This is a genomic window from Bradyrhizobium sp. URHD0069 (assembly GCF_000701345.1).
Classification (GTDB): Bacteria; Pseudomonadota; Alphaproteobacteria; order Rhizobiales; family Xanthobacteraceae; genus Bradyrhizobium.
Genome location: NZ_JNIJ01000035.1, coordinates 34898 through 56442 on the forward strand (window position 1 = coordinate 34898; position 21545 = coordinate 56442).

The window sequence follows — 21545 nt, forward strand, 5'->3', positions numbered from 1 at the left end:
ACCGGGTGTGGGGGGTTCAGATTCGGGACTGGGGGGTCGGCGCAGGGCCCCCGATGAGAAGATTACGGGAACGGAATCGCGACCTGGCCTGTTGCTGGAGCAGCAAAGCCGCTAAAAGCGCGACATGAGAACGTGGCCCTGCGAAACAGCGCCGCACCGGCCGACCATTGAACAGCCTCAATGCAAACCCAGTAGATTTTTTATGAAGCCCATTCGACTGTTGTCCGCGGTTGCCCTCTTCGTCACCGCTATGTGCCTTGCCTTCCATCCTGCCTTCGCTGCGGAGCCGGTTTTTCCGCCCGGCGTTCGGGTCGGGATGACGCCACTTGTGGGCCTCTCCCGCGCAAAATCATTCGTCGGATTTGAAACCGAGGACCAAAGCGTCAAAGTATTGGTGACGGAGCTTCCGGCCGAGGCTTATGGCGAAGTCATGAATGCCTTCAAGGCCAATCCTGCTGGGGTGGGTGGAATCAAGCCTGAAAGCATCGAGACCACCGCCGGCGTTGCCTACTACACCTCTGAAAACGCCAGGGATGGCATCACCAACGTGCGTCGCTATTCGATGATTCTGCCGGGCGGCACGTTCTCCGGCTATGTCGCCGTGCAGGTCCCCGAGAATGCCAGCAAAATCTATACCGACGATGCCGTGCGGCAGATGTTTGCTTCTGCGGCGATTCGCAAGGAGGTTCCGGTCGAGGAGCAGCTTGGGCTGATGCCGTTCAAGATCAGCGCACTCAGCGACTTCAAGAATATCCGCACGCTGGCGCCCGGCGCCGCCATTGTTCTCGCCGACGGCGATGAGACGACCGGCTTTGAAGCAGCGCCCTTCATGGTGATCGGTATCGTCGGAGCTACGCCCACACAGCCGGAAGATCGCGGCCGGTTCGCCCAGCAGGCCGCAACGACCATCCCCGGCGTGCGCGACGCGCGGATCACGATGTCCGAGCCGCTTCGCATCGACGGCATGCCCGGCTACGAAACGCGCATCGATGCGACCAGCGGCAAGGACAACACCACCGTCACCGTGGTGCAATGGCTGAGATTCGGCGGCTCGACCTCATTGCGCATCATCGGAAGCGCCCCGCGCGACCAATGGACGAAAGCATTCCCGCGCTTCCGCGCGGTGCGCGACGGAATTCAGCCGCGCGGCTGACCGAATTGGCAAATCTGCAAATCCTAAATCTGCAAGTCCCAAATCTGCAAATCCGTTGAACCGGCGAATCCGGTGGCTCAGGCCGCGTTGTCCGGCTCGTTGTTGTTCGCCGGCGCTGCGGTCTTTGCGCCGCCTTTGGCGACCGCGACCAGAGCCGGCCGCAACACGCGCTCGCCGATCATGTAGCCGGCCTGCACGACCTGGACCACCGTTCCCGCCGGTACCGATGGATCGGGAACCTCGTACATCGCCTGTTGAAAATTCGGATCGAATTTCTCGCCCAACGGATCGAATTTCTTGACGCCGTTTTTCTCCAGCGTGTTGAGAAGCGATCGCTCGGTCAATTCGACGCCATCGATCAGCGCCTTGAAGCCGGGGTCGGCGGACGCCTTGGCCTCGGCCGGAACCGCGTCGAGCGCACGCTGCAGATTGTCGGCGATCTCCAGAATGTCACGCGCGAAACCCGAGATGGCATAGACGCGGGCATCGGCAACCTCGCGCGAGGTGCGCTTGCGCAGGTTTTCCATTTCCGCCAGCGTCCGCAGCATCTTGTCGCGCGATTCCGCGGCTTCCTTGGCGAGCGCTTCCGCCGATCCTTGTTCCGGATCGTCGGGCATGACGTAGGGCTTGGAAACCACGGGCTCGGGTCCTTGCGCCGGGTTCGCCGGATCGTCCTTCTGCCGCTCGGGATCAGTCATAGGCTGCCTTCTCGAAACAATAGCTGGGATGAATGGGGAGTTGCTGACGCGGGATATCGTGCTTTAAGGGCAGAAAATCAAGCGCAAACGGGCCGCTATGGGCCGGGTCATCCGCCCAGCATCTGGCTGACGATGCGGGCTGCATAATCCACCGTCGGAATCACCCGGGCGTAGTTGAGCCGCGTCGGGCCGATCACCCCGAGAACGCCGACGATATGGCCGGCGCCATCGCTGTAGGGCGCGATGATCGTGGAAGAACCGGACAGCGAAAACAGCTTGTTTTCCGATCCGATAAAAATGCGCACGCCTTCGGCGCGTTCCGCGCGCCCCAACAGATCGATGACGCCGCGCTTGGCTTCGAGATCGTCGAACAGCAATCGCACGCGCTCGAGATCTTCAAGCGCGTGCAGATCTTCCAGGAGGTTGGCGTGGCCGCGCACGATCAGCTGCCGGTCGTCACTTTCGCCGCCGGACCAGCTCGCTATCCCGGCGGCGATCACCTTCTGCGTCAGCTGGTCGAGTTCGGCGCGGTTCTGCGTCATGGCGGTTTCGAGCTCGAGGCGCGCTTCCGCCAGCGTGCGTCCCCTGATCCGCGCATTGAGGAAATTGGTGGCTTCCGTGAGCGCCGATGAGGGAACCCCGGGCGGCAGCGCCAGCACGCGGTTCTCGACCTGGCCGTCTTCGCTGACCAGCACCACCAGTGCCCGCTCCGGCTCCAGCCGCACGAATTCGATATGCTTCAGCCGCGAATTGGATTTTGGCGTCAATACCACCGCCGCCGCCCGGGTCAGGCCGGACAACCGGGTCAACGCTTCGCCAAGGGCGGCTTCGACCGACTGCGCCTTGCCCACGGAGGTAAGCTGGTTCTGGATCGACTGCCGCTCAGATTCGGTGAGGTCGCCGAGCTGCATCAAGGCATCGACAAAGAAACGTAAGCCCAATTCGGTCGGCAGCCGGCCGGCCGAGGTATGCGGCGCGTAGATCAGGCCAAGCTGTTCGAGATCCGACATCACGTTGCGCACCGACGCCGGCGACAGCGGCACCGCAATCAGGCGCGAAATGTTGCGCGAACCGACGGGTTCGCCGGTTGCCAGGTAACTCTCCACGATTTGACGAAATATGTCCCGCGAGCGCTCGTTGAGCTGGGCAAGCCCGGCATTCGGCGCGATCAGACCAATTGGATCGTGATGGGCCACAACGTACTCCCTTGATAACACCCCCTTAGTTTGGCCATCTCGCGGGCTGCTTACAAGCGGCATTGATCGCTCAATGCGTGGCCAAAGGCCTTGCCGCTGCCCGCCGCCCCTCCTACAAGCACCGCTAGCCACACCTTTCCTGAATTTTTGGAGGATTCCCATGCGGCCAAGCCGCCGTGCGCCGGATGAGCTGCGCGCCGTGTCACTGGAACGCGGCATCGTCAAATATGCCGAGGGTTCCTGCATGGTGAAATTCGGCGACACCCATGTGCTGGTCACGGCGACGTTGGAAGAGCGGCTGCCTCCCTGGCTCAAGGGCCAGGGCCGGGGCTGGGTTACGGCCGAATATGGCATGCTGCCCCGGGCCACCCTGGAGCGCACCCGGCGCGAGGCGTCCGCCGGCAAACAAAATGGCCGCACGGTCGAAATCCAGCGCCTGATCGGTCGCTCGTTGCGTGCGACCGTCGACCTCGAAGCACTGGGCGAGCGCCAGATTACCGTGGACTGCGATGTGCTGCAGGCCGATGGCGGCACCCGCACCGCCTCGATCACCGGCGCATGGGTCGCGCTCGCCGACTGCATCGGCTGGATGAAGACCCGCAACATGCTGAAAGGCAATGTGCTGCGCGACAATGTGGCTGCGATCTCCTGCGGCATCTATAACGGCACGCCGGTGCTCGACCTCGACTACGCCGAGGATTCCGAGGCCGACACCGACGCCAATTTTGTCATGACCGGCGATGGCCGCATCATCGAAGTGCAAGGCACGGCCGAAAAGACCCCGTTCTCGCAGGACGAATTCCTGGCGCTGATGGCGCTGGCGCGCAAAGGCGTAGCGCAGCTGGTCGATTTGCAGAAAATGGCTGTGGCATGACTGGGGATCACGCTCTCGCTGGCGTAGACTAGGAAACATGCACCGCCGAATCACAGGCAAGCTCGTGGTCGCGACCCACAATCCTGGCAAGCTCTCCGAGATGCGGGAACTGCTGGCGCCGCACGGCGTCGAGGCTATATCGGCCGGCGAACTTGGCCTTGGCGAGCCTGACGAGACCGGCGACAGCTTTCGTGCCAACGCGCGCATCAAAGCCGTCGCCGCTGCCAAGGAATCGCAACTCCCGGCATTCGCTGACGATTCCGGGCTGGTGGTCGAAGCGCTCGACGGTGCGCCCGGGATACTGTCTGCGCGATGGGCCGGCCCCAATAAGGATTTTACCGCCGCGATGACGCGCATCGAACGCCTGCTTCAGGAACGCGGCGCAACGGCGCCTTCGCAGCGAAAGGCGTATTTCGTTTCCGCATTATGCGTCGCCTGGCCCGACGATCATCTCGAGGAAGTCGAGGCGCGGGCCGACGGAGCCCTGGTATGGCCGCCGCGCGGAAGTGAAGGCTTTGGCTACGATCCGGTGTTCATGCCGGACGGATACACCCGCACTTTCGGCGAAATGACCAGCATCGAGAAGCACGGCCTGCCGCCGCTGGGGCTCGGGCTGTCGCATCGCGCCCGCGCCTTCGTCAAGCTGGCGGAGGCTTGCCTTGACCAGCGCTGATGCAGCACTTTTGTTTCTTCACCTCTCCCGCTTGCGGGGGAGGCCGTCGCGCGCTGGAGCGCGACAAGAGGTGGCGCTTTGACCAGTTTGCAAAAAGGCCCCAGCCTTGGTCCTCCCCCGCAAGCGGGAGGGGGAAAAGAGGCCTTTGGGGTTTACGTGCACTGGCCGTTTTGCCTGTCGAAATGCCCGTATTGCGATTTCAACAGCCATGTCCGGCACGCCCCAATCGACGAAGAGCGATTCGCCCGCGCGTTCGCCCGCGAGATCGAAACCACCGCCGCGCGCACCCCGGAGCGCGAGGTATCGTCGATTTTTCTCGGCGGCGGCACGCCTTCGCTGATGAAGCCGCAAACCGTCGGCGCGATCCTGGATGCGATCGGAAAACACTGGCGCGTCGCGCCCGACGTGGAAGTCACGCTGGAAGCCAACCCCAGCAGCGTCGAGGCGACGCGGTTCAAGGGCTATCGCGCCGCCGGCGTCAACCGGGTTTCGCTTGGCGTGCAGGCGCTGGACGACGCATCGTTGAAAGCGCTGGGACGGCTGCATACCGCGCGCGAAGCGCTGGATGCGGTCGCGATCGCGCGTACCGCCTTCGACCGATATTCGTTCGATCTGATTTACGCCCGTCCCGATCAGACGCCGGAGATGTGGGCCGACGAACTGAAACTCGCGATCTCAGAAGCGGCCGAGCATCTGTCGCTGTATCAACTGACGATCGAACCGGAGACGCCGTTCTTCGGCCTGCACGCCGCGGGCAAGCTGAAGACGCCCGATGAGGCGACCGCGCGTGCGCTCTATGACGTCACGCAGGATGTCTGTGCCCGATATGGATTGCCGGCTTACGAGATTTCCAATCACGCGCGGGCGGGTGCGGAGTGCAAGCATAATCTGGTTTATTGGCGCGGCGAGGAATATGCCGGAATCGGTCCCGGCGCGCATGGCCGTCTGGATATCGATGGCGTCAGGCATGCGGTCGCCACCGAAAAGCGACCCGAGGCGTGGCTGATGCGCGTCGAGGCGACCGGCCATGGAGTCATCACCGACGATCGTCTGAACAGCGAAGAGCGCGCCGATGAATTCTTGCTGATGGGGTTGCGGCTCGCGGAGGGCATCGATCCGCAGCGCTATGCAGCGTTGGCGGGTCGCGCGCTCGACCCCCGCCGCATCGCGCTGCTGCGCGAAGAAGGTGCCATATCGGTCGACGCCTGCGGTCGGCTGCGTGTCACCCAGGCCGGATTTCCGGTGCTTGACGCCGTGGTGGCCGATTTAGCCGCGTAAGGCACTCGCGTAAGGCACTACTGAGTCGCGCCGATGAAGGCGGGACCACGTAGGAAGATCACGCGCCAAAACTCTTCGGCGAACCAGCGACCGGCACGCCGCCGCCAGTCCCTACCCGCATGACCGCAAGGCCGCGCTCGTTGCTGCCGTCGGCGCGGAAGCGGAACAGGCCTTCGATACCGGCAAAGCCGGAGGGATTGGTCAGCACCTCGGGCGAAAAACGTTGCGGGCCCTGCGTTCTCGCCAGCGCCGCGACAAGCGCCACCGCGTCATAGGCCAAAGTCGCGGTGCGCACCGGATCGCCGCCGAATTTGGCGCGGTAGCGGCCGGAGAAACCGCGGAAGCCGGATGGATCCGGGGCGGCATAGAGCCCGCCCTGCAACGCGGGGCTTGCGAACACCCGCGGATTGTCCCACAGGCCGGTGCCGAGCAGCTGGATATTTTTCAAATTGGCCCCCGCTGCGGTCATCGCGTCGGCCACCGCCACCACCGAGTCGCCATCGTCGGCGATGAACAGCGCATCGGCCTGGCCGAGCGCCTGCGCCACCGTCCGCGCCGCGGTCGCCCGATCGGCACCGTATTTTTCAAACGCGACGACGCGTCCGCCCCTGCGGCCGACCGCCTGCTTGAACGCGGCCTCCACCACATTGCCGTAGGCATTTTCGGGCAAAAGCGCCGCGAAAGATCGTTTCCCGGTGCTGGCGGCGTATTCGATGATCCGGTTGACGTCGGACTCGGGCAGGAAGCTCAGGAGATAGACGCCCCGGCCCGCCACGCTTGAATCGGTCGAGAACGCGATCACGGACACGCCGCGCGTGCGCGTCAGCTGGGCCGCCGCCGGGACCGACAGCGCGAACAGCGGACCCAGAATAATCTCCGCACCTTCGTCGAGCGCCTGTTGAGTGCCCTGCTGCGCCCCCTGCGGGTTGCCGGCATCGTCCTTGATCAAAAGCTGGATATTGGGATTCTGGAATTCCGCCAGCGCCATCTCGGCGGCGTTCTTCATCGATTGCGCTGCCACGCCGGCATTGCCTGCGGCCGACAGCGGCAGGATCAATCCCACCTTGACCTGCCCCGTACCCGCCACCAGCGGCTGCTGCGGCGGCCCCGACGGCTGCGAGCTGAACGGACTGGAAAAGGAACTGAGGCTCTGCTGCACCCCGGAGCAAGCCCCAAGCAGGGGCGCACCAAGAATCAGGCCGACCGCCGTCCGCCGTGTAGCCCCCGACGGCCGAGACGACGGCCGAGGCTCGGGCGGACTTTTGGGCGGAGTGTTGGACAGCTCCTTGGGATTTCGCGGGCCCACCATCACATCTCTTCTCTTGACTGGCCCGAGACCGGGCCAGGACTTCAACCTCCAAATGATCAGGAGGGGGGAATCAGGCATATTGTCGGCGAATAGTTAACCAAAACAAAAGGATTATGGCGCTGTGGCGTCGGCGCCGGTTTGCAGGGCCCTCGCCGCTGTGCGGCTCGGCATATGCAAGGCACGCACGGTCGTGGCGCCAGCGTCGTGTTCCCTCTAGATTGGCATTATGCGCGCAAAAGCTGCTTCGATAAACACATCTGAAGGCCTGACGAGCCCAACGGGGCGCACATTTTCCGTGGGCGGCCATGTCCTGACCGCGCCGAGGGCGGTTCCAGGGCTGCATCTGGTGGCGACCCCGATCGGCAATCTCGGCGATATCACCCTGCGCGCCCTGGAAACGCTGGCGGGCGTCGACATCATCGCCTGCGAGGATACCCGCATCACCCGCCGGCTGACCGAGCGCTACGCCATATCAGCGCAGCTCAAGCCCTATCACGAACACAACGCCGCCCTGGCGCGGCCGAAGATCCTGGAACGGCTGGCGCAGGGCGCTTCGATCGCGCTGGTCTCGGATGCCGGTACGCCCCTGATATCCGATCCCGGCTTCAAGCTGGTGCGCGAGGTCTGTGCGGCGGGCCATCAAGTAATGGCATTGCCGGGACCTTCCTCGGTATTGACTGCGCTCTCCGTGGCGGCGCTGCCGACCGATCGGTTTTTCTTCGAAGGGTTTCTGCCTCCCAAAGCGACCGCGCGCCGAACGCGGCTTGCCGAGCTGGCGCGGATCGAGGCGACGCTTGTGATGTTCGAATCCGGAAACCGTGTGCAGGATACGCTTGCCGATCTCGCCGACATCATGGGCGCGCGCGATGCCGCCATCTGCCGCGAGATGACGAAAATGCATGAAGACATCAGGCGCGCACCGGTTGCCGAACTGGCGCAAGCCGCCGACGCTCTGGAGACGCGCGGCGAGTTCGTGCTGGTGATCGGCCCGCCGCCAGCGGGCGCGCAGATCATGGCGGCGGACGAACTGGACAATCTGCTGCGGAGCGCGCTCCAGCGCGACAGCGTGAAGGATGCGGTGGCGCAAGCGGTCGAACTGTCCGGCCGCCCGCGCCGCGAGATCTATGCCCGCGCACTTGAACTCGCCAGGGAAACTAATAAGGAAGCCAACAGGCAGGTCGGCGCGAAAGGTGAACATGGCGAAGACTGACGGTGTCTTACCGCCTGATAAACTTGCCAAACTCGCTTCGCCCGCGCGCGTCGCGGCGTTTCGAACCGGCCTGTCCGCCGAGAACCGCGCTGCGGCTTATCTGATGGCGAAGGGTTATCGCATCCTCGCAAAACGGTTTCGTACGCCCTATGGCGAGATCGACATCGTGGCACGGCGGCGCAATCTGCTGGCGTTCATCGAGGTCAAGGCTCGCGCCAGTATCGATGAGGCCGCCTATGCGGTGACGCCGCGCCAGCAGCAGCGTATAATCGCTGCAGCGCAAGCCTGGCTGATGGCGCATCCCGAACATGCCGAATTCGAGCTGCGTTTTGACGCGATGCTGATTGCGCCGCGGCGTTTGCCGCGCCATCTGTTAGCGGCATTCGACGCCAGCACCTGAACGCCATCCCCACAGAAAGCAACTCCGGACCCACAGATGAAATTGAATGTCGCCGTCCAGATGGACCCCATCGCGCGCATCAACGTCAACGGCGATTCAACCTTCGCGCTGCTGCTGGAAGCGCAAAAGCGCGGTCACGGAATCTCCTATTACACGCCAGACAAACTTTCCCTCCGCGGCGATGAGTTGGTCGCCCCGGTTCAGGTCCTCACCGTGCGCGACGAGCCCGGCGATCACTTCACGCTGGGTGAGCCGCGGCGCCAACCGCTTGCGGCGTTCGACGTCATCCTGCTGCGGCAGGACCCGCCGTTCGATCTCGCCTACATCACCTCGACGCATTTGCTCGAGCGGCTGCAACCGAAGACGCTGGTGGTGAACGATCCCGCGAGCGTGCGCAACGCGCCGGAAAAGATCTTCGTGATGGATTTTCCGAAATTGATGCCGCCGACACTGATTTCCAGGGATCTTGACGAGATCAACGCGTTCCGCGACGAGCACGGCGCCGTAGTGATGAAACCGCTGCACGGCCATGGCGGCGCCGCGGTGTTTCGCATCATGCCGCAGGACATGAACTTCGGTTCGCTGTTCGACATGTTCTCCGTGACGTTCCGCGAACCTTGGGTGATCCAGCGCTTCCTTCCCGAGGTCAAACACGGCGACAAGCGCATTATCTTGGTGGATGGCGAATTCGCCGGCGCCGTCAACCGCGTGCCGGCGGCGGATGATTTGCGCTCCAACATGGTTCGCGGCGGCGCCGCGCAGGCCACCGATCTCAGCCCGCGCGAGAAGGAAATCTGCGCGACGCTAGGCCCGGCGCTCCGCGAGCGCGGACTGTTGTTCGTCGGCATCGACGTCATCGACGGCAATCTCACCGAGATCAACGTGACCTCGCCGACCGGCATTCGCGCCATCGCGCGGCTCGGCGGGCCCGATGTCGCCGCGAAAATCTGGGACGTGATCGAGAAGAAGCGGGGTTAAATCCCCCATCCGTCCCCCTAATGTTCATGCGGCGATGTGAGATCTGGTTTTTGTCGTCTCGCTATGGACGTTCATAGATCATTCCAAGACCGAAGCCTGCCGGACATGCGCCGATAATTCGCTCGATCCGTTTTCCCAGACGCTTGCGCTATCTCCCCGCGCCAATGGCGATGACGCTCTGAAACGGTGAATGTCTCTGGTGCCTGCCGGGTACGGCCGGCTGGTCAGCCCTCGGACGCTCAATTTTCGCTCTCGGGCTCCTTCTGATCAATTTCGCTCAGGCGCCGGTTTCAGCCCGCAACCGCCAAATTGCAGCCGCAAACCACCACGACTTGTCACCCTACCGCCATGCTCGGCGCAGCGAGAGCGGGACCATTCAGCCGTGACAGATTTCCTGGCCGGACTAGACGTGTCGATCTTCCGCGCCTTGAACGATTTTTGCGGCTGGAATCCCACCTTCGATCGCATCGTTGTTCACCTGGAGGTCATCAGGGGCTCGCTCTTCATGGGGATCGTTGGCGGGTTATGGTATTGGGCCGACGACGAGATGCCGCGGCGGCGGGAAACGCTCCTCACCATGATCCCAGCGGTGGCGGTGGCGCTGGTCGTCAATCGCGTCATTTCCATGCTGCTGCCGTTTCGCACTCGGCCGATGTACAGCATCGGCGCCAACGCGCCGAGCTTCGAATGGCACGCGGACCTCGAGAACTGGAGCAGTTTCCCGAGCGACAACGCAACCTATCTGTTTACGATCGCCGCCAGTTTCTGGCTGATATCGCGGTGGGGAGGCTTGGCCTTCGGCGTCTTTGCCGCGTTCGCGACGCTGGGGCGGGTCTATCTCGGTATCCACTATCCCAGCGACATCCTTGTCGGCGCGCTGATCGGCATCGCCACTTCGCTTGTGGTCAACCGTGAACCCGTCAGAAGGCTGATAGCGGCGCCGATCCTCGCTCTCGAGCCGCGCTATCCGGCCTATTTCTACGGTCTGTTCTTTATCGCGCTCGCCGAACTGTCGGGAACATTCCCGGCTACCCGGCGCATCGCGGTCGCCATCGTCCATTTCATCACCGGGTACAGCAGGCAGCGGATCAGATCCGCTGCATCGGCGGGACGATCCGCCGGACCTCGGACCCACCCAATCTCGTTCCCTTAATGTTTTTGCCCTCATCTGTGCTTTCCGCTACCTTTGATTGCGCCAGAGGGGCAGCATGGTACAGCGGGTTTCGACGGTAGCCTTTGAGGGGATCGAAGCCCGCGCGGTCGACGTGCAGGTGCAGGTCGCGCCCGGCCTGCCGGCTTTCGCCCTCGTTGGGTGTCAATGCCAAAACTCTCAGCCCCACAGCTTGGCTGAGGCTGCATCGTAAAACCGGACTTGCAGGGCCTTTTTCTCTCCGCCTCCGGGGCCTCTCTCGTGGGCGAGTGCCGTGGCTGGATACGGACCCGAGCGGTCAAAAGCGCTGAGAGTACTGCATACAAATCCGCTGGATCATCGTTTCGTAATGCAAGGGGTCGCCTAACGCGAGGCTCGGAGGGACCGGCGAGATGCGCGTAGCCTGCCGCTGGACCGGAAGGATGCCAGGGTTCGGATGAACAACGATGTTATCGTGCTCAACGACCGTCACCCCAAGCGCCTCAAGGCCCGGTGGGTCATTAAGAGAGTTGCGTAGGTGAATTGCGCGGAAGAGTGCGACCGACCGCTCAGCCAAGGCTCTCGCCGCTGCCACGGATGGCGCGTGTTCGGTCAGGTCGTCCTCTCTCCGCAAAGGCGAATAGAAGTATTGCGCCGCGTTTACCACGAGGAATGCCGCTGCGACTGTTCTGTTGTCGTACTGATGAGCGTAGCCGTGGAACGCCTGAAAGTCGCGTAAGCGGTTCCGCCGCGCCTTGCCGTGCTCGGTGAAGATGCCCTTCAACTCAATCGCGATCTGAATCATGACGGGAGTATCAAACCTTATTGGTGCTCCCTGCTCGGGCGGGACGGGTGCTCCCGCGCAAGTTCCAATGGCGATATCAATGACCCAATCGGCGTGGCCAACCTGCTGATGGTGCCTTAGCTTGGTCACTACCTCTCCACGGGCGGCTTTGGCTCCGAGACTTGGACACTGCATGACAAGATCCCTGATAATGATCAGGGATTGAAAGTCACTGTGCTTTGACGACCTTGGGTGATACCCATCAACGTCGAGATAGGCGGCAAGCGCGGCTTCGATTGGCAATGTGCTATCTCTTTGACTTACGGGCAGGTTGCTTGGCGTCAATCTCCAACGAGATATCGGGCGCTCCAAACGCTGACGGCGACTTTTGAGCAGCCTTCATGAGCTTCTGAGCCATATCGAAGTACTTCGGCTCAATCTCGTTGCATATCGAGTTACGTCCAGCCGCCATGGCCGCAAGTCCGGTGGTCCCGGTGCCTGCGAAGGGATCGAGCACGGTATCTCCTGCGAACGAAAACATGCGGATGAGGCGGTCAGCGAGCGAGAGGGGGTAAGGAGCAGGGTGTCCGGTGCGGGTCGAAGCGCCGCGAATGTCAGTCCACATAGATTTGTACCATTGACGCATTTCTTCTCGCGTATGCATCGAGAGGGCTTTCTTGAGCGGAGAGACTGAGCGGTATGCGCCCGGCTTCCGAAGAAACAGAACGTACTCGACATCGTTCTTGATCACAGCGCCCGGCTGGTAAGGTTTTCCATAGAACCCAGCGCCGTTGCCCTCCGCTTCCGTCACCCCGTTGGTGACTTTGTGCCACAGTATGGGCGTCAAGCAGTCCAACCCTATCGACCGCGCTCTCGACTGAATGTCAGCGTGAAGGGGCATGACCCTATGCCGCCCATCGCGTTTGCGGGGAATGCACACGTCCCCTACCACGCAACAAATCCGACCGCCCTCAACGAGAACTCGTTCGCATTGACGCCAAACCTTGTCGAGCTCACCAAGGAACTCTTCGTACTCGGTAACGTGGCCTAACTGCTCTTCCCGGTCCTCGTACTTCTTCAAGGTCCAGTAGGGCGGCGACGTAACGACCAACGCCACGGCTTGGTCCTCTATCCACGAAAGGTCCCGTGCATCGCCTAAGTGCAACTTGTGGCTGGTGGCGTTGAAAGGGGACGGCCACACGGTTGCCCGATAGTACTCGTTCGCCTTCTGAAGCGCCGCCAAGCTCTCTGACGTGTTGTCCGTGGACGGGATGAAAGGAACCGCCGCGATACGCTGCGCACCGCTTGGGCGCTTCAGGCTATGGGCAGGACTTACGGTCTTCCGGGCGAGAGGGCGCGAAGGGGCGTCGCGAAGTGCTTTCCGCGAGCCGGTGCTGGGAGCCATTGCACATTCCTTGGGGCCAGACCGATGCAGGGCGCTGGCCAAATCAGTGAATCTCGAATCATTATGAGGGCCAATTCCTAACATTCTTCAAGAGGGACATTGTGTCCTGCACAGTTTGGATTGGTCAGCCTGCTCAGTGACTATGAAGCGTCTCGGTCCTGCTGCCTCGATAGGGTGTACCTCCGCGAGACAGGGCGGTGAGACAAAAATACTGCCTCAATAGGGTTGACTTTAGATTTGTGAGACAGTATTGTCTCATGGTCTAGAACCTAGCGAGACAGGAGCCTGTGAGATGACCGTTATCGGCTATGCCCGAGTGAGCACGACCGACCAGAACCTTGAAGTGCAGGAGAGCGCCTTGCGCGCGGCGCGCTGCGACCTGATCCGCTCAGAGAAACGCAGCGGCACTACGACCGCAGGACGTGAGGAGCTTCGCACCGTCCTAGACTTCCTCCGCAGCGGTGACGTGCTCATGGTGACGCGCATCGACCGCCTCGCTCGGAGCATTGGCGACCTTCAGGATATCGTCAGGGCCGTGAAGGCCAAGGGCGCAAGCCTCAAGGCAACTGAGCAACCGATTGATACCAGCACAGCGGCGGGCAAGTGCTTCCTCGACATGCTCGGGGTGTTCGCGGAGTTCGAGACTAACCTGAGAAAGGAACGCCAGCTTGAAGGGATAGCCGACGCAAAGGCGCGAGGGGTGTACCGGGGCCGCAAAGCCTCCATTGACCCCGAAAAGGTCAAGGCGATGAAGGCCGAAGGCATGGGGCCCTCTGCAATCGCTAAGGCTCTCAAGATCGGCCGCGCTTCCGTCTATCGCGCTCTTGAAGGCTGAGGAGTTCGCAAGATGCTGGTGCAAGTCGTTACGCTGTCCCTCATCCTCTCCGTTCTTCTCGGCTCCAATACGGGCTTCGTCATCTCATTAGTCGGCCTGTTCGCTGTGGTGCTTGGCACCTGAAGGCATTTGCTCACGCGAGCCAAATGGCCCGGCGCTCGGGCGGATGGCCTCACCGTTGCCCATGCCCTCCCAGCGTTCTGGGTGAACTCACCGGCATCCGCTTGGAACCCCTGGGTAAATGGCGCGTTTTGGCTGCCAGGGAGATCAACGATGAGCTTACCTGAAGCTGATAAAGAGGCGCGCTCTCAACTTTGCGTACTTGTGATCGAAGACGAGTATTCGATCCGAAGCGCTATTGCTGACGAATTGAGAGCGGCAGGATTGCAGGTTGTAGAAGCCACCAATGCTAACGAGGCAATGGACTACCTGAACAGCACCGGAAGGGTTGATCTGGTCTTTACTGACGTAAACATGCCCGGAGCGATTGATGGTTTAGAGTTAGCTCGCTGGACGAAGGCGCGACGACCTGACGTTCCGATCTTTATAACCTCGGGTACACACTCCGCTTCGGCGGCTGCAGGACTGGGCCGGTTCCTCCCCAAGCCGTATTCGTTTGATGCCGTGGTATTGTTGATCCTCCAGACCTTGACGCCAAGCTCATGACTTCACGCGCTCAGGAAACCGTGCTCATAGTAGATGCTGATATTCTGATCCGTCAGCCCCTCGCTGAGTATCTGAGAGAGTGCGGATATAAGGTAGTCGAAGCTGCCGACGTTGCCGAGGCCAAGCGTTTGTTGATCGACGCGAGCATTGCAATACACATTGTACTTGCTGATGTGGACCCACCCGGGCCGGATAACGGTTTCGCTTTGGCAAGTTGGATCAGAACCAACTATCCAGACGTGGAGGTTGTCCTCGCAGGAACAATCGAGAAGGCGACGCGCAGCGCAGGCGAGCTTTGCGATGAAGGTACTGCCCTCAAGAAGCCTTACGAACACCAGGTGGTCTTAGCGAGGATCAAGCAGTCTTTGGCAGCTCGCGAGAGGGACCGCGGTAAGTCCTGATCCGCGCCGAGAGGCGCACAAGATTGGCCACGCCTCCGTCTATCGCGCTCTTGAAAGCTGAGGGGGTCGCAAGATGCTGGTGCAGGTCGCAACGCTGTCCCTAATCCTGTCCGTTCTTCTCGGTTCCAATACGGGCTTCGTCATCTCACTTGTTGGGCTGTTCGCTGTGGTGCTAGGCACCTGAAGCATCGGCTTACGAAGCGGCAATGTCCCCAGCGCTACGAGCGAATTTCCCTCTCGCGTCTCTCTTAGCGCTCCTCTCCGCTCCTCTTGTGTCCGGCTCGCGGCCTTCCGCTGCTCCAAGGCGCATGAGGGGCCAAGGGACGTTAGTGGGTCCTGCCCTCGCGCGCGAACTCAGAACTTCATCACGAAATCGGTTTCAGAATGTCGGTCTAAATCCGATGTTGTTGTTCGACCGGAAGCGGTGGCGAAACGTCCCGGCTGGGTCCTCCTGGGCCGCTCTATGGCGCTCTAAGACCCTTGGCGGCACGCGACCACAGAGGGGGGCTTTAAAGCGCTTTAATGCGTGTGCTGATGGCCCCAGCGGGCGGGTGCTCCGGGCCTCCCGTCAGTCTCAACAGGCGCTCCAGAGCGCTCCTAAGCCCTTGCAGGGGCTTAGTAATCACAGTTCTAACCTCACGCTCGCAAGCGGTCGGTGAGTTTCTATCAATAGTCAACTGGTATCTAAGCCCATGATACCTATGAGGAAAGTGTCTCCCAAACCCTTCAGCGGGGGTGATTTTGCGGCCAAATCGCCACAATCAGGGTGCTGGCGGGCTTTCGCTAACCCATTGAACAACCAGCAGATTGATGGAAGCAGTATCGCCGACCTATGCAGCCTGCATATCCTTGGTGCATGGGTACTTAAAGCCCTTCGATAGGGTTCCAAGTCTCCTCGTCTGGCGCCTCGCTCTGAACGTCCCTGCTTAAGCTCGTCAGGGCGTCGCGGGGGCTGTTGCGAATATGATCCACGAGTTCTGGGGAGTAGATCGCCAACGCTCTCGCCGCGATTTTGAGGTCCTTCGTGAGCGTGTTTGTCATTCGCGAGGACAACGACCTTGCGAGCCGTTGGGCCTTCTTCTCAAGGTCAATCGTCTGCTCAGTGGCACCGTTGAACGTGAGAAGTGCAGTCAACCAGTCAGCATCTGTCGGCCCTCCGGGGAAGCGCGCTCGTAGCCGGTCTCGGACAGGTCCCGGCTCCTTGAAGGCTTTCAGCACAGCGCGCATGTTACCCACCTGCCGCTTGCTCACGTTGCAGGCCACTGCCACTTGCTTCTGGGAAAGGCCACCCAACAGCGTATAGCGCCATGCGGCGTTCTGGCGCGTCGTGTTGTCGAGCGTAAGAAGAACCTTATTGTTGACCTGCAATGCGTCAGCGGTAACGGCCTGAAGGCTCTCACCGGACAACCAAACGCACTCAATCGGCTCCTTCCACTTCTGGTCCTTATAGGCCGCGAGGCGGTGGTGGCCATCCACTACATACCACTGACCGCGCCACAGCTTGACCACCGAAATAGGATCAAGCTCCCCGCTGATGCTAATCGCCTTTGCGAGCTTGGCGACGTGTCCTTTATCTACATCGCGCCAGCCGTAGGAGAACTCGCGCGGCTGGAAGATGCTTGTGTCCGTCATGATTTCAGACACCTTCAGCCGGACGCGCTGCCCCGGCTCTGAAGGTTTCTCGGCGGTGGCGTAGACCTTCTCGGCTTCCTTGAGTGCTTGGATGAAGTCGCTCGGCTTGGAGGCGCGCAGTTTGGATGTTGCCATTCTTGAAGGACCTACTGCGGCAGGGAGAAGAAGTATTCGTTCATCGCACTCAACACGGTCTTGTCTGGATTGCTCCGGCAGAAGGTTACGGCGTAGCGCGTGGCTGCCGTTTGAGCGCGGCTCAAGCGATCAGTGCCCTTCAGGTCCTTCCACATTGCGTTGAGGCCACTGGCGTATCCCAGCATCCAAGCCTGGACAGTGCCCGCGAACGGATCGTTGGCGTCGATCAACTCGATGAAGGTCACGCACTTCACTTCCGGTAGTCCAAGCAGTGCCTGTGCCTGAGCATCATGATTGCTGGCGACCATTAAGGCAGCCAAGGTCGTGCTTACCAACAGTCTCATGGGGCGGGACGCCGATCCGAGGGACAGAGGCTCCAAAGCCCCTGCGCTGCTATCATCATGGTAGGTTCCTTTAGTCAGCAGTGTGTGTGTATGTGCGCGCGCTCAGATGCGAGCTATCAAACACGCGGGAATGCTTGCCGGTGTTGATCATCAGGTACGTCCTTTGCTCGCTGTCACGCCAATGGAACGTGATGCGGCTCCTCTCAACGTCAAAGACGATGCGGTCCACAACAGCCCGCAACGCAAGATTGGCTTTGTGTACGTCGAGAGGTTGGGCCTGTAGGGCGGTCCCAAGGGCTTCAATGCGCTTCAGGACGTAGGGGGCACTCAGCCGATCACGCCTCGCCTTAAGGTCCTTGAGCGCCTGTTCCTCACTCTCCAACTCCCTCGCTGCCTCGCGCATCCTCGTGCGGCTTGAGAAACTACGGGTTTCAGCGAACTCATCTGCGAAGAGGTTGTATGTGTCCCTGAGCGTGCTCAGAGCCTCCTCCGCGTTGATGATATCCGTGTCTATCTCGTCCGTGTCGGCCCCTCGTGGAGCTTCCTCGACCAAGACGCGCCAGTTCTCAATCATAGCGGTCTCAACCTCGCTATACGGAACCGCCTTGTATTCACAATCGCCCTTCGCGCTCGCCCGCGTGCAGACAAGATACACGTACTCCCCCTTCGAGACCCGCAGGACCGTTGAGCCGCACTTCACGCACTTCCCAAGCCCTGCAATGATGGAGGCCGTCTTGGTTCCAGAATAACGACCGCGCGGCGCAATGCTCTTCCTCCGCTCTGCAAGCCGCTCAAACAGTTCTTCGCTGACCGCTGCGGGGTAGTATGCCTTGATGCTGGCTTCCACCTTGTCCCGTCGTGCCCTCGTCTTCTCATCCTCGCCGGTACGGTGCATCACAAGCGTTCCAGCGGCGGCTGGATTGATGAGAACCTTGCGGACATAAGACCCCCTCCAGAACTCTGCCGTGCGTTTGCTGGTGCTCCACGTAGGCATATCCTCAGCATTGAGCGCGCGAGCGATTGTATCGGGTTGCCTGCCTTGGTCCGCCAAATCGAAGATGCGCCGAACAACTGCGGCCCTTTCCTCGATAAGCTCGAATGCCTTAGTCGCCTCGTTCCACCGCAACCAAGCGGGGCCGCGCTTGTAGGGCTTCTCAAGCTGCCCTCCGACTAACAGTCTCTGGCGTTTCCCCTCGTGGACAGCGGCGAGCCTCATGGACTTCTTGACGCTCTCCTGATGGCCATTCCACATAGCCAGCAGGCTCTCCATGATCTGGAACGGATTGCTCTTCAGCCCCTCCCGTGTCCACACGCGCTCGTCCTTGAGCGTGACGACAGTGACGCCGCTATTGATGATTTCGCTGAATACCCCCATGGCTTCCCAAGGGTCCATGCGGGACAACCTGTCGAAGTCCTCGACCAGCAGATACGATCCGGGCACAATCAAGCCGTCTTCGACGCCCCGCCGAAACAGGCCCAGCGCGCCACGCTGCACGTTGGCTCCCTTGAAGCCCGACACGCCCATGTCGTGGAACGTGAGGTTTTGGTCGAGGTCGAGGCCATGCCTAGAGGCGTAAGCCTTGCTGGCCTCCCACTGGCGCCGCAAGCTGTCGCCCTTCATCTGCTCAGGCGATGAGAAGCGGAGGTAGCTATAGGCTTTCGGGCGGGTCTCGGAGGCGTTCACGAGGCGGGAATACCAAGATAGGATTTGTCATTCAAGTCCTACGATGGCCATCGTCGGATTGCCCGACAAAGCGGTTTCCGAGGCCCGCGAGCGGGTTCGCTCGGCGCTGATCGCCTCTGGCCTGGCGCTGCCGGCGCGGCGAATCACCGTCAACCTCGCCCCCGCCGATTTGCCGAAAGAAGGCAGCCACTACGATCTGCCGATCGCGCTCGGCCTGATGGCGGCGATCGGCGCCATTCCTCCGGATGCGCTCAATGGCTTCACCGTGCTCGGCGAACTCGGCCTTGATGGATCGATCGCGCCGGTGGCGGGCGTATTGCCGGCGGCGATCGGCGCCAATTCGCGCGACGAAGGCCTGATCTGTCCTGCCGCGTGCGGCGCGGAAGCGGCCTGGGCGAGCCCGGATGTCCAGATCGTGGCGGCGAATTCGCTGATCCAGATCGCCAATCATTTCAAGGGCACGCAGGTGCTGTCGCGGCCACAACCGAAGGTCCGCGAACCCGGTGCGACGCTGCTCGACCTCCGCGACATCAAGGGCCAGGAAAGCGCCAAGCGCGCGCTCGAGATTGCCGCCGCCGGCGGACATCATCTGCTGATAAATAGTCCAAATGAAATTGGACCCCTGATCTTCATCTGATGTCCAATAAATCACCGCTTCAAGCCTCAGTAAATGTTCCGTATGGGATATAGGGGCCCAGATTTACTGAGGTTCCAGCGCCGTCAGAAGTAAGGGGAGACCATCCAGCGATGCCAGTATTTCCTGAGGGCGGAGCGAAGGAATCGCCTTCGACAGCCGCCGCAGCGCCCGAAGGACCTTTGTGGTCGGCGGCGTAGTATGGGCCGTGAATTCGCGACGCACGCCGTATTCTACATGGGGGCGCGTGACCTCCTCCTCGAAGCCGCACTGGTTGAGGATGTCGGCAAACTGCTGGGCCGTATATTGCTCTCGGCAACCTTCGAGCCCTGCGGCACCTTGCTGATATGCGGTGCAGAGATCCAGACGAAGCCGTGATAGGTCAGATCGCAGATATGAGCGACCTTTGCCCTTTACCGCGATCTTCATGTCGTGGAAGGCCGCGAACCTGCGGAAGTCCTTTGTAGTCTTTAGGCAATGGCGCTGGCGCTTCACAAGCCTGAACCCCCCGGTAGAGTCGCTCGCCTTAAATTTGATCTTCACCCGAGAATAGTCTTCCCACATCTGGCGTGCCAATTTGAATTCCTCTGCAGTCCTCCAGGGTGCCGTGCTGAAAGCCAAATGGGTGTAAGCCTTCCCTGTATATTCAAGTTGGACGTCCCATGCTTGTGCTGGCCGACGCTTGAAGTCGTATTCCATGCTGATTGCCTTCTCTCCACGCTTCATCACGAGGTCAGCATTGAACAAACTTATTTCCCGCCAGGACGTCGGCGTTTCCGTCGGAAATTTTCGACCCGCAATACGCTGCAAGAATTGATCGACGATGTAATCGTTTTGCTCGGCGTCGGTCGTTGTGTAGGTGGGTGTCTTGATGCCAGCCTTCGCTAATACGACCCCCTTATCGCCCGCCTCGGTGTCTGGCTCGATAGTGGCCTGGCCACGTACTCGCCAACCGAGCAATCGTTTGACCGAATGCTTCTTCGTCAAGAGCTGGGGATCGCCCGTGAGCCGTGAGCGTGTATTGCTGAACAGTTGAGCAAGTGGTCCTTTGATCGCATCTTCCATTTCATCGTCACTAGTGTTGGTCAGAAATCCATCGGTGGTGACGCTGAATATAGACCTGCCTTGGGGCACCAAGTTGATGATTTCTCCGACTACCGCCCGAACAGCCGATGTAATGTACGCGGCGTAAAATGGGTTCGTTATTGGGCTCTCGGGGATTGCGCGCGTCTTCTTTGTCTTGAGATTGAAGACCCTCTTGTTGCGCAGGCCCTGTGCCGTCTTGCCATAGCAAGAATTAGTCACTTCTTTCCAGAACGCCTGCTCCAATCCGGGTGCTGCTTTAGCTCGGCGCTCTATCGACTGCTGAATGAAGGGAAAGAATATCTTCTCGTCGCCGGTGGGGATCGTGAGGGCGTACTTGATGATAATCTCTGCCCCCAAGTTGAGGGCGACCTCAATCTCTGGAGAGCAGCAATAACTACGGCCTTGTTGCGGAAACAGAATTCCGTGACCGGTTCGCACCGGAAGGCTCGGATAGCGAACCTCGTTCGGAAATTTGAAGTCTACACATGCAAACCCAAAAGACCCAAGCCGTAGCTTGTTTTCATCGCGTGTTGGCCGGATGTTCGTCCACTCTGGAACGGTGAGCATTGCCATGGCGGTTGGATAGGCACTCGCCAGATCAAAGTCCGACCAGTGATCTTGTTCGCTCGGCCCGAACCACAGTTGTTCACTCCGCCCGCCGTGATAACACTCCGTTGCAAAGTCTATATGCCAACTTGCCTCTTCGATGTATGGCTCCTCCGTAAGCGTGTTGAAGTTGCCCGTAGCGTCATTCCAGACCTGCTCTTTTACGCGCTCTTTTCCGATGAACTTCAGCCGATCGCCAGGAGGATCGCGATCCATCCATTCCGTCTGTAACAGTTTGACGCCGATGTTAGAGAGTGCGGATGGGATCAATCCGCTGCCGGTCGTGCCGCGAAACAGTTGTGTGAGCCGCTCGAAATATAAGGCGCTGACTTCCGCATCGATCAATGCGTAGGCTCGGAATAAATCCCATGCGTTGTCACGGACTACCTTCATGTTTCGCTTGAGCTTCAACTCTTCTTTTGGGTCTTCATGAAG

The 21545-nt window shown here is 60.7% G+C and carries 20 protein-coding genes and 2 pseudogenes; 13 read left to right on the plus strand and 9 right to left on the minus strand.

What is annotated here, in order from left to right:
* Window positions 1–202: 202 nt before the first annotated feature.
* The gene (locus N554_RS0121065; protein WP_029585283.1) at window positions 203–1153 is read left to right on the plus strand and encodes a hypothetical protein; all 951 of its coding nucleotides are present in this window, start codon (window positions 203–205) and stop codon (window positions 1151–1153) included.
* 77 nt (window positions 1154–1230) lie between these two features.
* Here the strand turns inward: N554_RS0121065 and grpE are convergent, their stop codons facing one another.
* Both grpE and hrcA read right to left on the minus strand, forming a co-directional pair.
* Entirely contained in the window at window positions 1231–1851 is a 621-nt protein-coding gene (gene grpE / locus N554_RS0121070) for a nucleotide exchange factor GrpE (RefSeq protein WP_029585284.1), read from the minus strand.
* 107 nt (window positions 1852–1958) lie between these two features.
* The gene (gene hrcA / locus N554_RS0121075; RefSeq protein ID WP_029585285.1) at window positions 1959–3047 is read right to left on the minus strand and encodes a heat-inducible transcriptional repressor HrcA; all 1089 of its coding nucleotides are present in this window, start codon (window positions 3045–3047) and stop codon (window positions 1959–1961) included.
* 160 nt (window positions 3048–3207) lie between these two features.
* Here hrcA and rph point away from each other — a divergent pair, with 160 nt between their 5' ends.
* The 3 genes from rph (at window position 3208) to hemW (ending at window position 5872) form a co-directional block, all read left to right on the plus strand.
* Window positions 3208–3921 (plus strand): ribonuclease PH, encoded by a 714-nt coding sequence (rph, locus tag N554_RS0121080; RefSeq protein ID WP_029585286.1) that lies wholly within the window; start codon window positions 3208–3210, stop codon window positions 3919–3921.
* Window positions 3922–3958: 37 nt separating this feature from the next.
* Window positions 3959–4594 (plus strand): RdgB/HAM1 family non-canonical purine NTP pyrophosphatase, encoded by a 636-nt coding sequence (gene rdgB / locus N554_RS0121085; RefSeq protein ID WP_029585287.1) that lies wholly within the window; start codon window positions 3959–3961, stop codon window positions 4592–4594.
* Window positions 4595–4681: 87 nt separating this feature from the next.
* Complete coding sequence (gene hemW / locus N554_RS0121090) at window positions 4682–5872, plus strand: radical SAM family heme chaperone HemW (RefSeq protein WP_051677608.1); 1191 nt, start codon at window positions 4682–4684, stop codon at window positions 5870–5872.
* 58 nt (window positions 5873–5930) lie between these two features.
* Here hemW and N554_RS0121095 read toward each other — a convergent pair whose 3' ends face one another.
* Window positions 5931–7181 carry a penicillin-binding protein activator gene (locus tag N554_RS0121095; RefSeq protein ID WP_029585289.1) on the minus strand — a complete coding sequence of 417 codons (1251 nt, stop codon included), beginning with the start codon at window positions 7179–7181 and terminating at the stop codon, window positions 5931–5933.
* A 226-nt stretch (window positions 7182–7407) separates the two neighbouring features.
* Here N554_RS0121095 and rsmI point away from each other — a divergent pair, with 226 nt between their 5' ends.
* The 5 genes and pseudogenes from rsmI to N554_RS40170 form a co-directional block, all read left to right on the plus strand.
* On the plus strand, window positions 7408–8391 hold the full coding sequence (rsmI, locus tag N554_RS0121105) for a 16S rRNA (cytidine(1402)-2'-O)-methyltransferase (protein ID WP_051677609.1): 984 nt from the start codon (window positions 7408–7410) through the stop codon (window positions 8389–8391).
* Window positions 8378–8791, plus strand: a complete 414-nt coding sequence (locus N554_RS0121110) for a YraN family protein (protein ID WP_029585291.1) — start codon at window positions 8378–8380, stop codon at window positions 8789–8791. The genes rsmI and N554_RS0121110 overlap by 14 nt, the downstream gene beginning before the upstream one ends.
* 36 nt (window positions 8792–8827) lie before the next feature.
* A complete protein-coding gene (gshB, locus tag N554_RS0121115; protein ID WP_029585292.1) occupies window positions 8828–9769 on the plus strand; it encodes a glutathione synthase in 942 nt (313 codons plus the stop codon).
* A 382-nt stretch (window positions 9770–10151) separates the two neighbouring features.
* Complete coding sequence (locus N554_RS37445) at window positions 10152–10922, plus strand: phosphatase PAP2 family protein (RefSeq protein WP_197033658.1); 771 nt, start codon at window positions 10152–10154, stop codon at window positions 10920–10922.
* 55 nt (window positions 10923–10977) lie between these two features.
* Window positions 10978–11082: pseudogene (locus tag N554_RS40170) on the plus strand (ATP-binding protein); the annotation flags it as partial.
* A 135-nt stretch (window positions 11083–11217) separates the two neighbouring features.
* On the opposite strand, the gene N554_RS0121130 reads toward N554_RS40170, so the two are convergent.
* Window positions 11218–11985: a hypothetical protein gene (locus N554_RS0121130; RefSeq protein ID WP_029585294.1), complete on the minus strand. Its 768-nt coding sequence runs from the start codon at window positions 11983–11985 to the stop codon at window positions 11218–11220.
* A gap of 4 nt (window positions 11986–11989) precedes the next feature.
* Entirely contained in the window at window positions 11990–13171 is a 1182-nt protein-coding gene (locus N554_RS0121135) for a DNA-methyltransferase (protein ID WP_371259510.1), read from the minus strand.
* Between the two features lie 208 nt (window positions 13172–13379).
* On the opposite strand from N554_RS0121135, the gene N554_RS0121140 reads away from it, so the two are divergent.
* From N554_RS0121140 to N554_RS0121155, 3 genes are all read left to right on the plus strand, one after another.
* Window positions 13380–13922, plus strand: coding sequence for a recombinase family protein (locus N554_RS0121140; protein WP_029585296.1), 543 nt, complete (start codon window positions 13380–13382; stop codon window positions 13920–13922).
* A 273-nt stretch (window positions 13923–14195) separates the two neighbouring features.
* A complete protein-coding gene (locus tag N554_RS0121150) occupies window positions 14196–14588 on the plus strand; it encodes a response regulator (RefSeq protein ID WP_051677612.1) in 393 nt (130 codons plus the stop codon).
* Window positions 14585–14989, plus strand: a complete 405-nt coding sequence (locus tag N554_RS0121155; protein WP_029585298.1) for a response regulator — start codon at window positions 14585–14587, stop codon at window positions 14987–14989. The genes N554_RS0121150 and N554_RS0121155 overlap by 4 nt, the downstream gene beginning before the upstream one ends.
* A gap of 864 nt (window positions 14990–15853) precedes the next feature.
* Here N554_RS0121155 and N554_RS0121160 read toward each other — a convergent pair.
* The 3 genes from N554_RS0121160 to N554_RS0121170 all read right to left on the minus strand — a co-directional run bounded on the left by N554_RS0121160 (window position 15854) and on the right by N554_RS0121170 (window position 18784).
* Window positions 15854–16756, minus strand: a complete 903-nt coding sequence (locus tag N554_RS0121160; RefSeq protein ID WP_029585299.1) for a ParB/RepB/Spo0J family partition protein — start codon at window positions 16754–16756, stop codon at window positions 15854–15856.
* An 11-nt stretch (window positions 16757–16767) separates the two neighbouring features.
* Entirely contained in the window at window positions 16768–17100 is a 333-nt protein-coding gene (locus tag N554_RS0121165; RefSeq protein WP_029585300.1) for an HdeA/HdeB family chaperone, read from the minus strand.
* A 70-nt stretch (window positions 17101–17170) separates the two neighbouring features.
* A complete protein-coding gene (locus N554_RS0121170; protein ID WP_051677613.1) occupies window positions 17171–18784 on the minus strand; it encodes a recombinase family protein in 1614 nt (537 codons plus the stop codon).
* Window positions 18785–18821: 37 nt separating this feature from the next.
* Between N554_RS0121170 and N554_RS0121175 the strand changes: the two are divergent.
* A pseudogene (locus N554_RS0121175) lies at window positions 18822–19391 on the plus strand (magnesium chelatase domain-containing protein); the annotation flags it as partial.
* 93 nt (window positions 19392–19484) lie between these two features.
* Here the strand turns inward: N554_RS0121175 and N554_RS0121180 are convergent.
* Window positions 19485–21521 (minus strand): DNA polymerase, encoded by a 2037-nt coding sequence (locus N554_RS0121180; protein ID WP_029585303.1) that lies wholly within the window; start codon window positions 21519–21521, stop codon window positions 19485–19487.
* Window positions 21522–21545 lie beyond the last annotated feature (24 nt).

Excerpts from the sequence above, each read along its gene's own strand:
- N554_RS0121065 (WP_029585283.1), top strand. The coding sequence starts at position 203 with ATGAAGCCCATTCGACTGTTGTCCGCGGTTGCCCTCTTCGTCACCGCT.
- grpE (WP_029585284.1), bottom strand. The coding sequence starts at position 1,851 with ATGACTGATCCCGAGCGGCAGAAGGACGATCCGGCGAACCCGGCGCAA.
- rph (WP_029585286.1), top strand. The coding sequence starts at position 3,208 with ATGCGGCCAAGCCGCCGTGCGCCGGATGAGCTGCGCGCCGTGTCACTG.
- rdgB (WP_029585287.1), top strand. The coding sequence starts at position 3,959 with ATGCACCGCCGAATCACAGGCAAGCTCGTGGTCGCGACCCACAATCCT.
- N554_RS0121095 (WP_029585289.1), bottom strand. The coding sequence starts at position 7,181 with ATGGTGGGCCCGCGAAATCCCAAGGAGCTGTCCAACACTCCGCCCAAA.
- rsmI (WP_051677609.1), top strand. The coding sequence starts at position 7,408 with ATGCGCGCAAAAGCTGCTTCGATAAACACATCTGAAGGCCTGACGAGC.
- N554_RS0121110 (WP_029585291.1), top strand. The coding sequence starts at position 8,378 with ATGGCGAAGACTGACGGTGTCTTACCGCCTGATAAACTTGCCAAACTC.
- gshB (WP_029585292.1), top strand. The coding sequence starts at position 8,828 with ATGAAATTGAATGTCGCCGTCCAGATGGACCCCATCGCGCGCATCAAC.
- N554_RS0121135 (WP_371259510.1), bottom strand. The coding sequence starts at position 13,171 with ATGTTAGGAATTGGCCCTCATAATGATTCGAGATTCACTGATTTGGCC.
- N554_RS0121140 (WP_029585296.1), top strand. The coding sequence starts at position 13,380 with ATGACCGTTATCGGCTATGCCCGAGTGAGCACGACCGACCAGAACCTT.
- N554_RS0121150 (WP_051677612.1), top strand. The coding sequence starts at position 14,196 with ATGAGCTTACCTGAAGCTGATAAAGAGGCGCGCTCTCAACTTTGCGTA.
- N554_RS0121155 (WP_029585298.1), top strand. The coding sequence starts at position 14,585 with ATGACTTCACGCGCTCAGGAAACCGTGCTCATAGTAGATGCTGATATT.
- N554_RS0121160 (WP_029585299.1), bottom strand. The coding sequence starts at position 16,756 with ATGGCAACATCCAAACTGCGCGCCTCCAAGCCGAGCGACTTCATCCAA.
- N554_RS0121165 (WP_029585300.1), bottom strand. The coding sequence starts at position 17,100 with ATGAGACTGTTGGTAAGCACGACCTTGGCTGCCTTAATGGTCGCCAGC.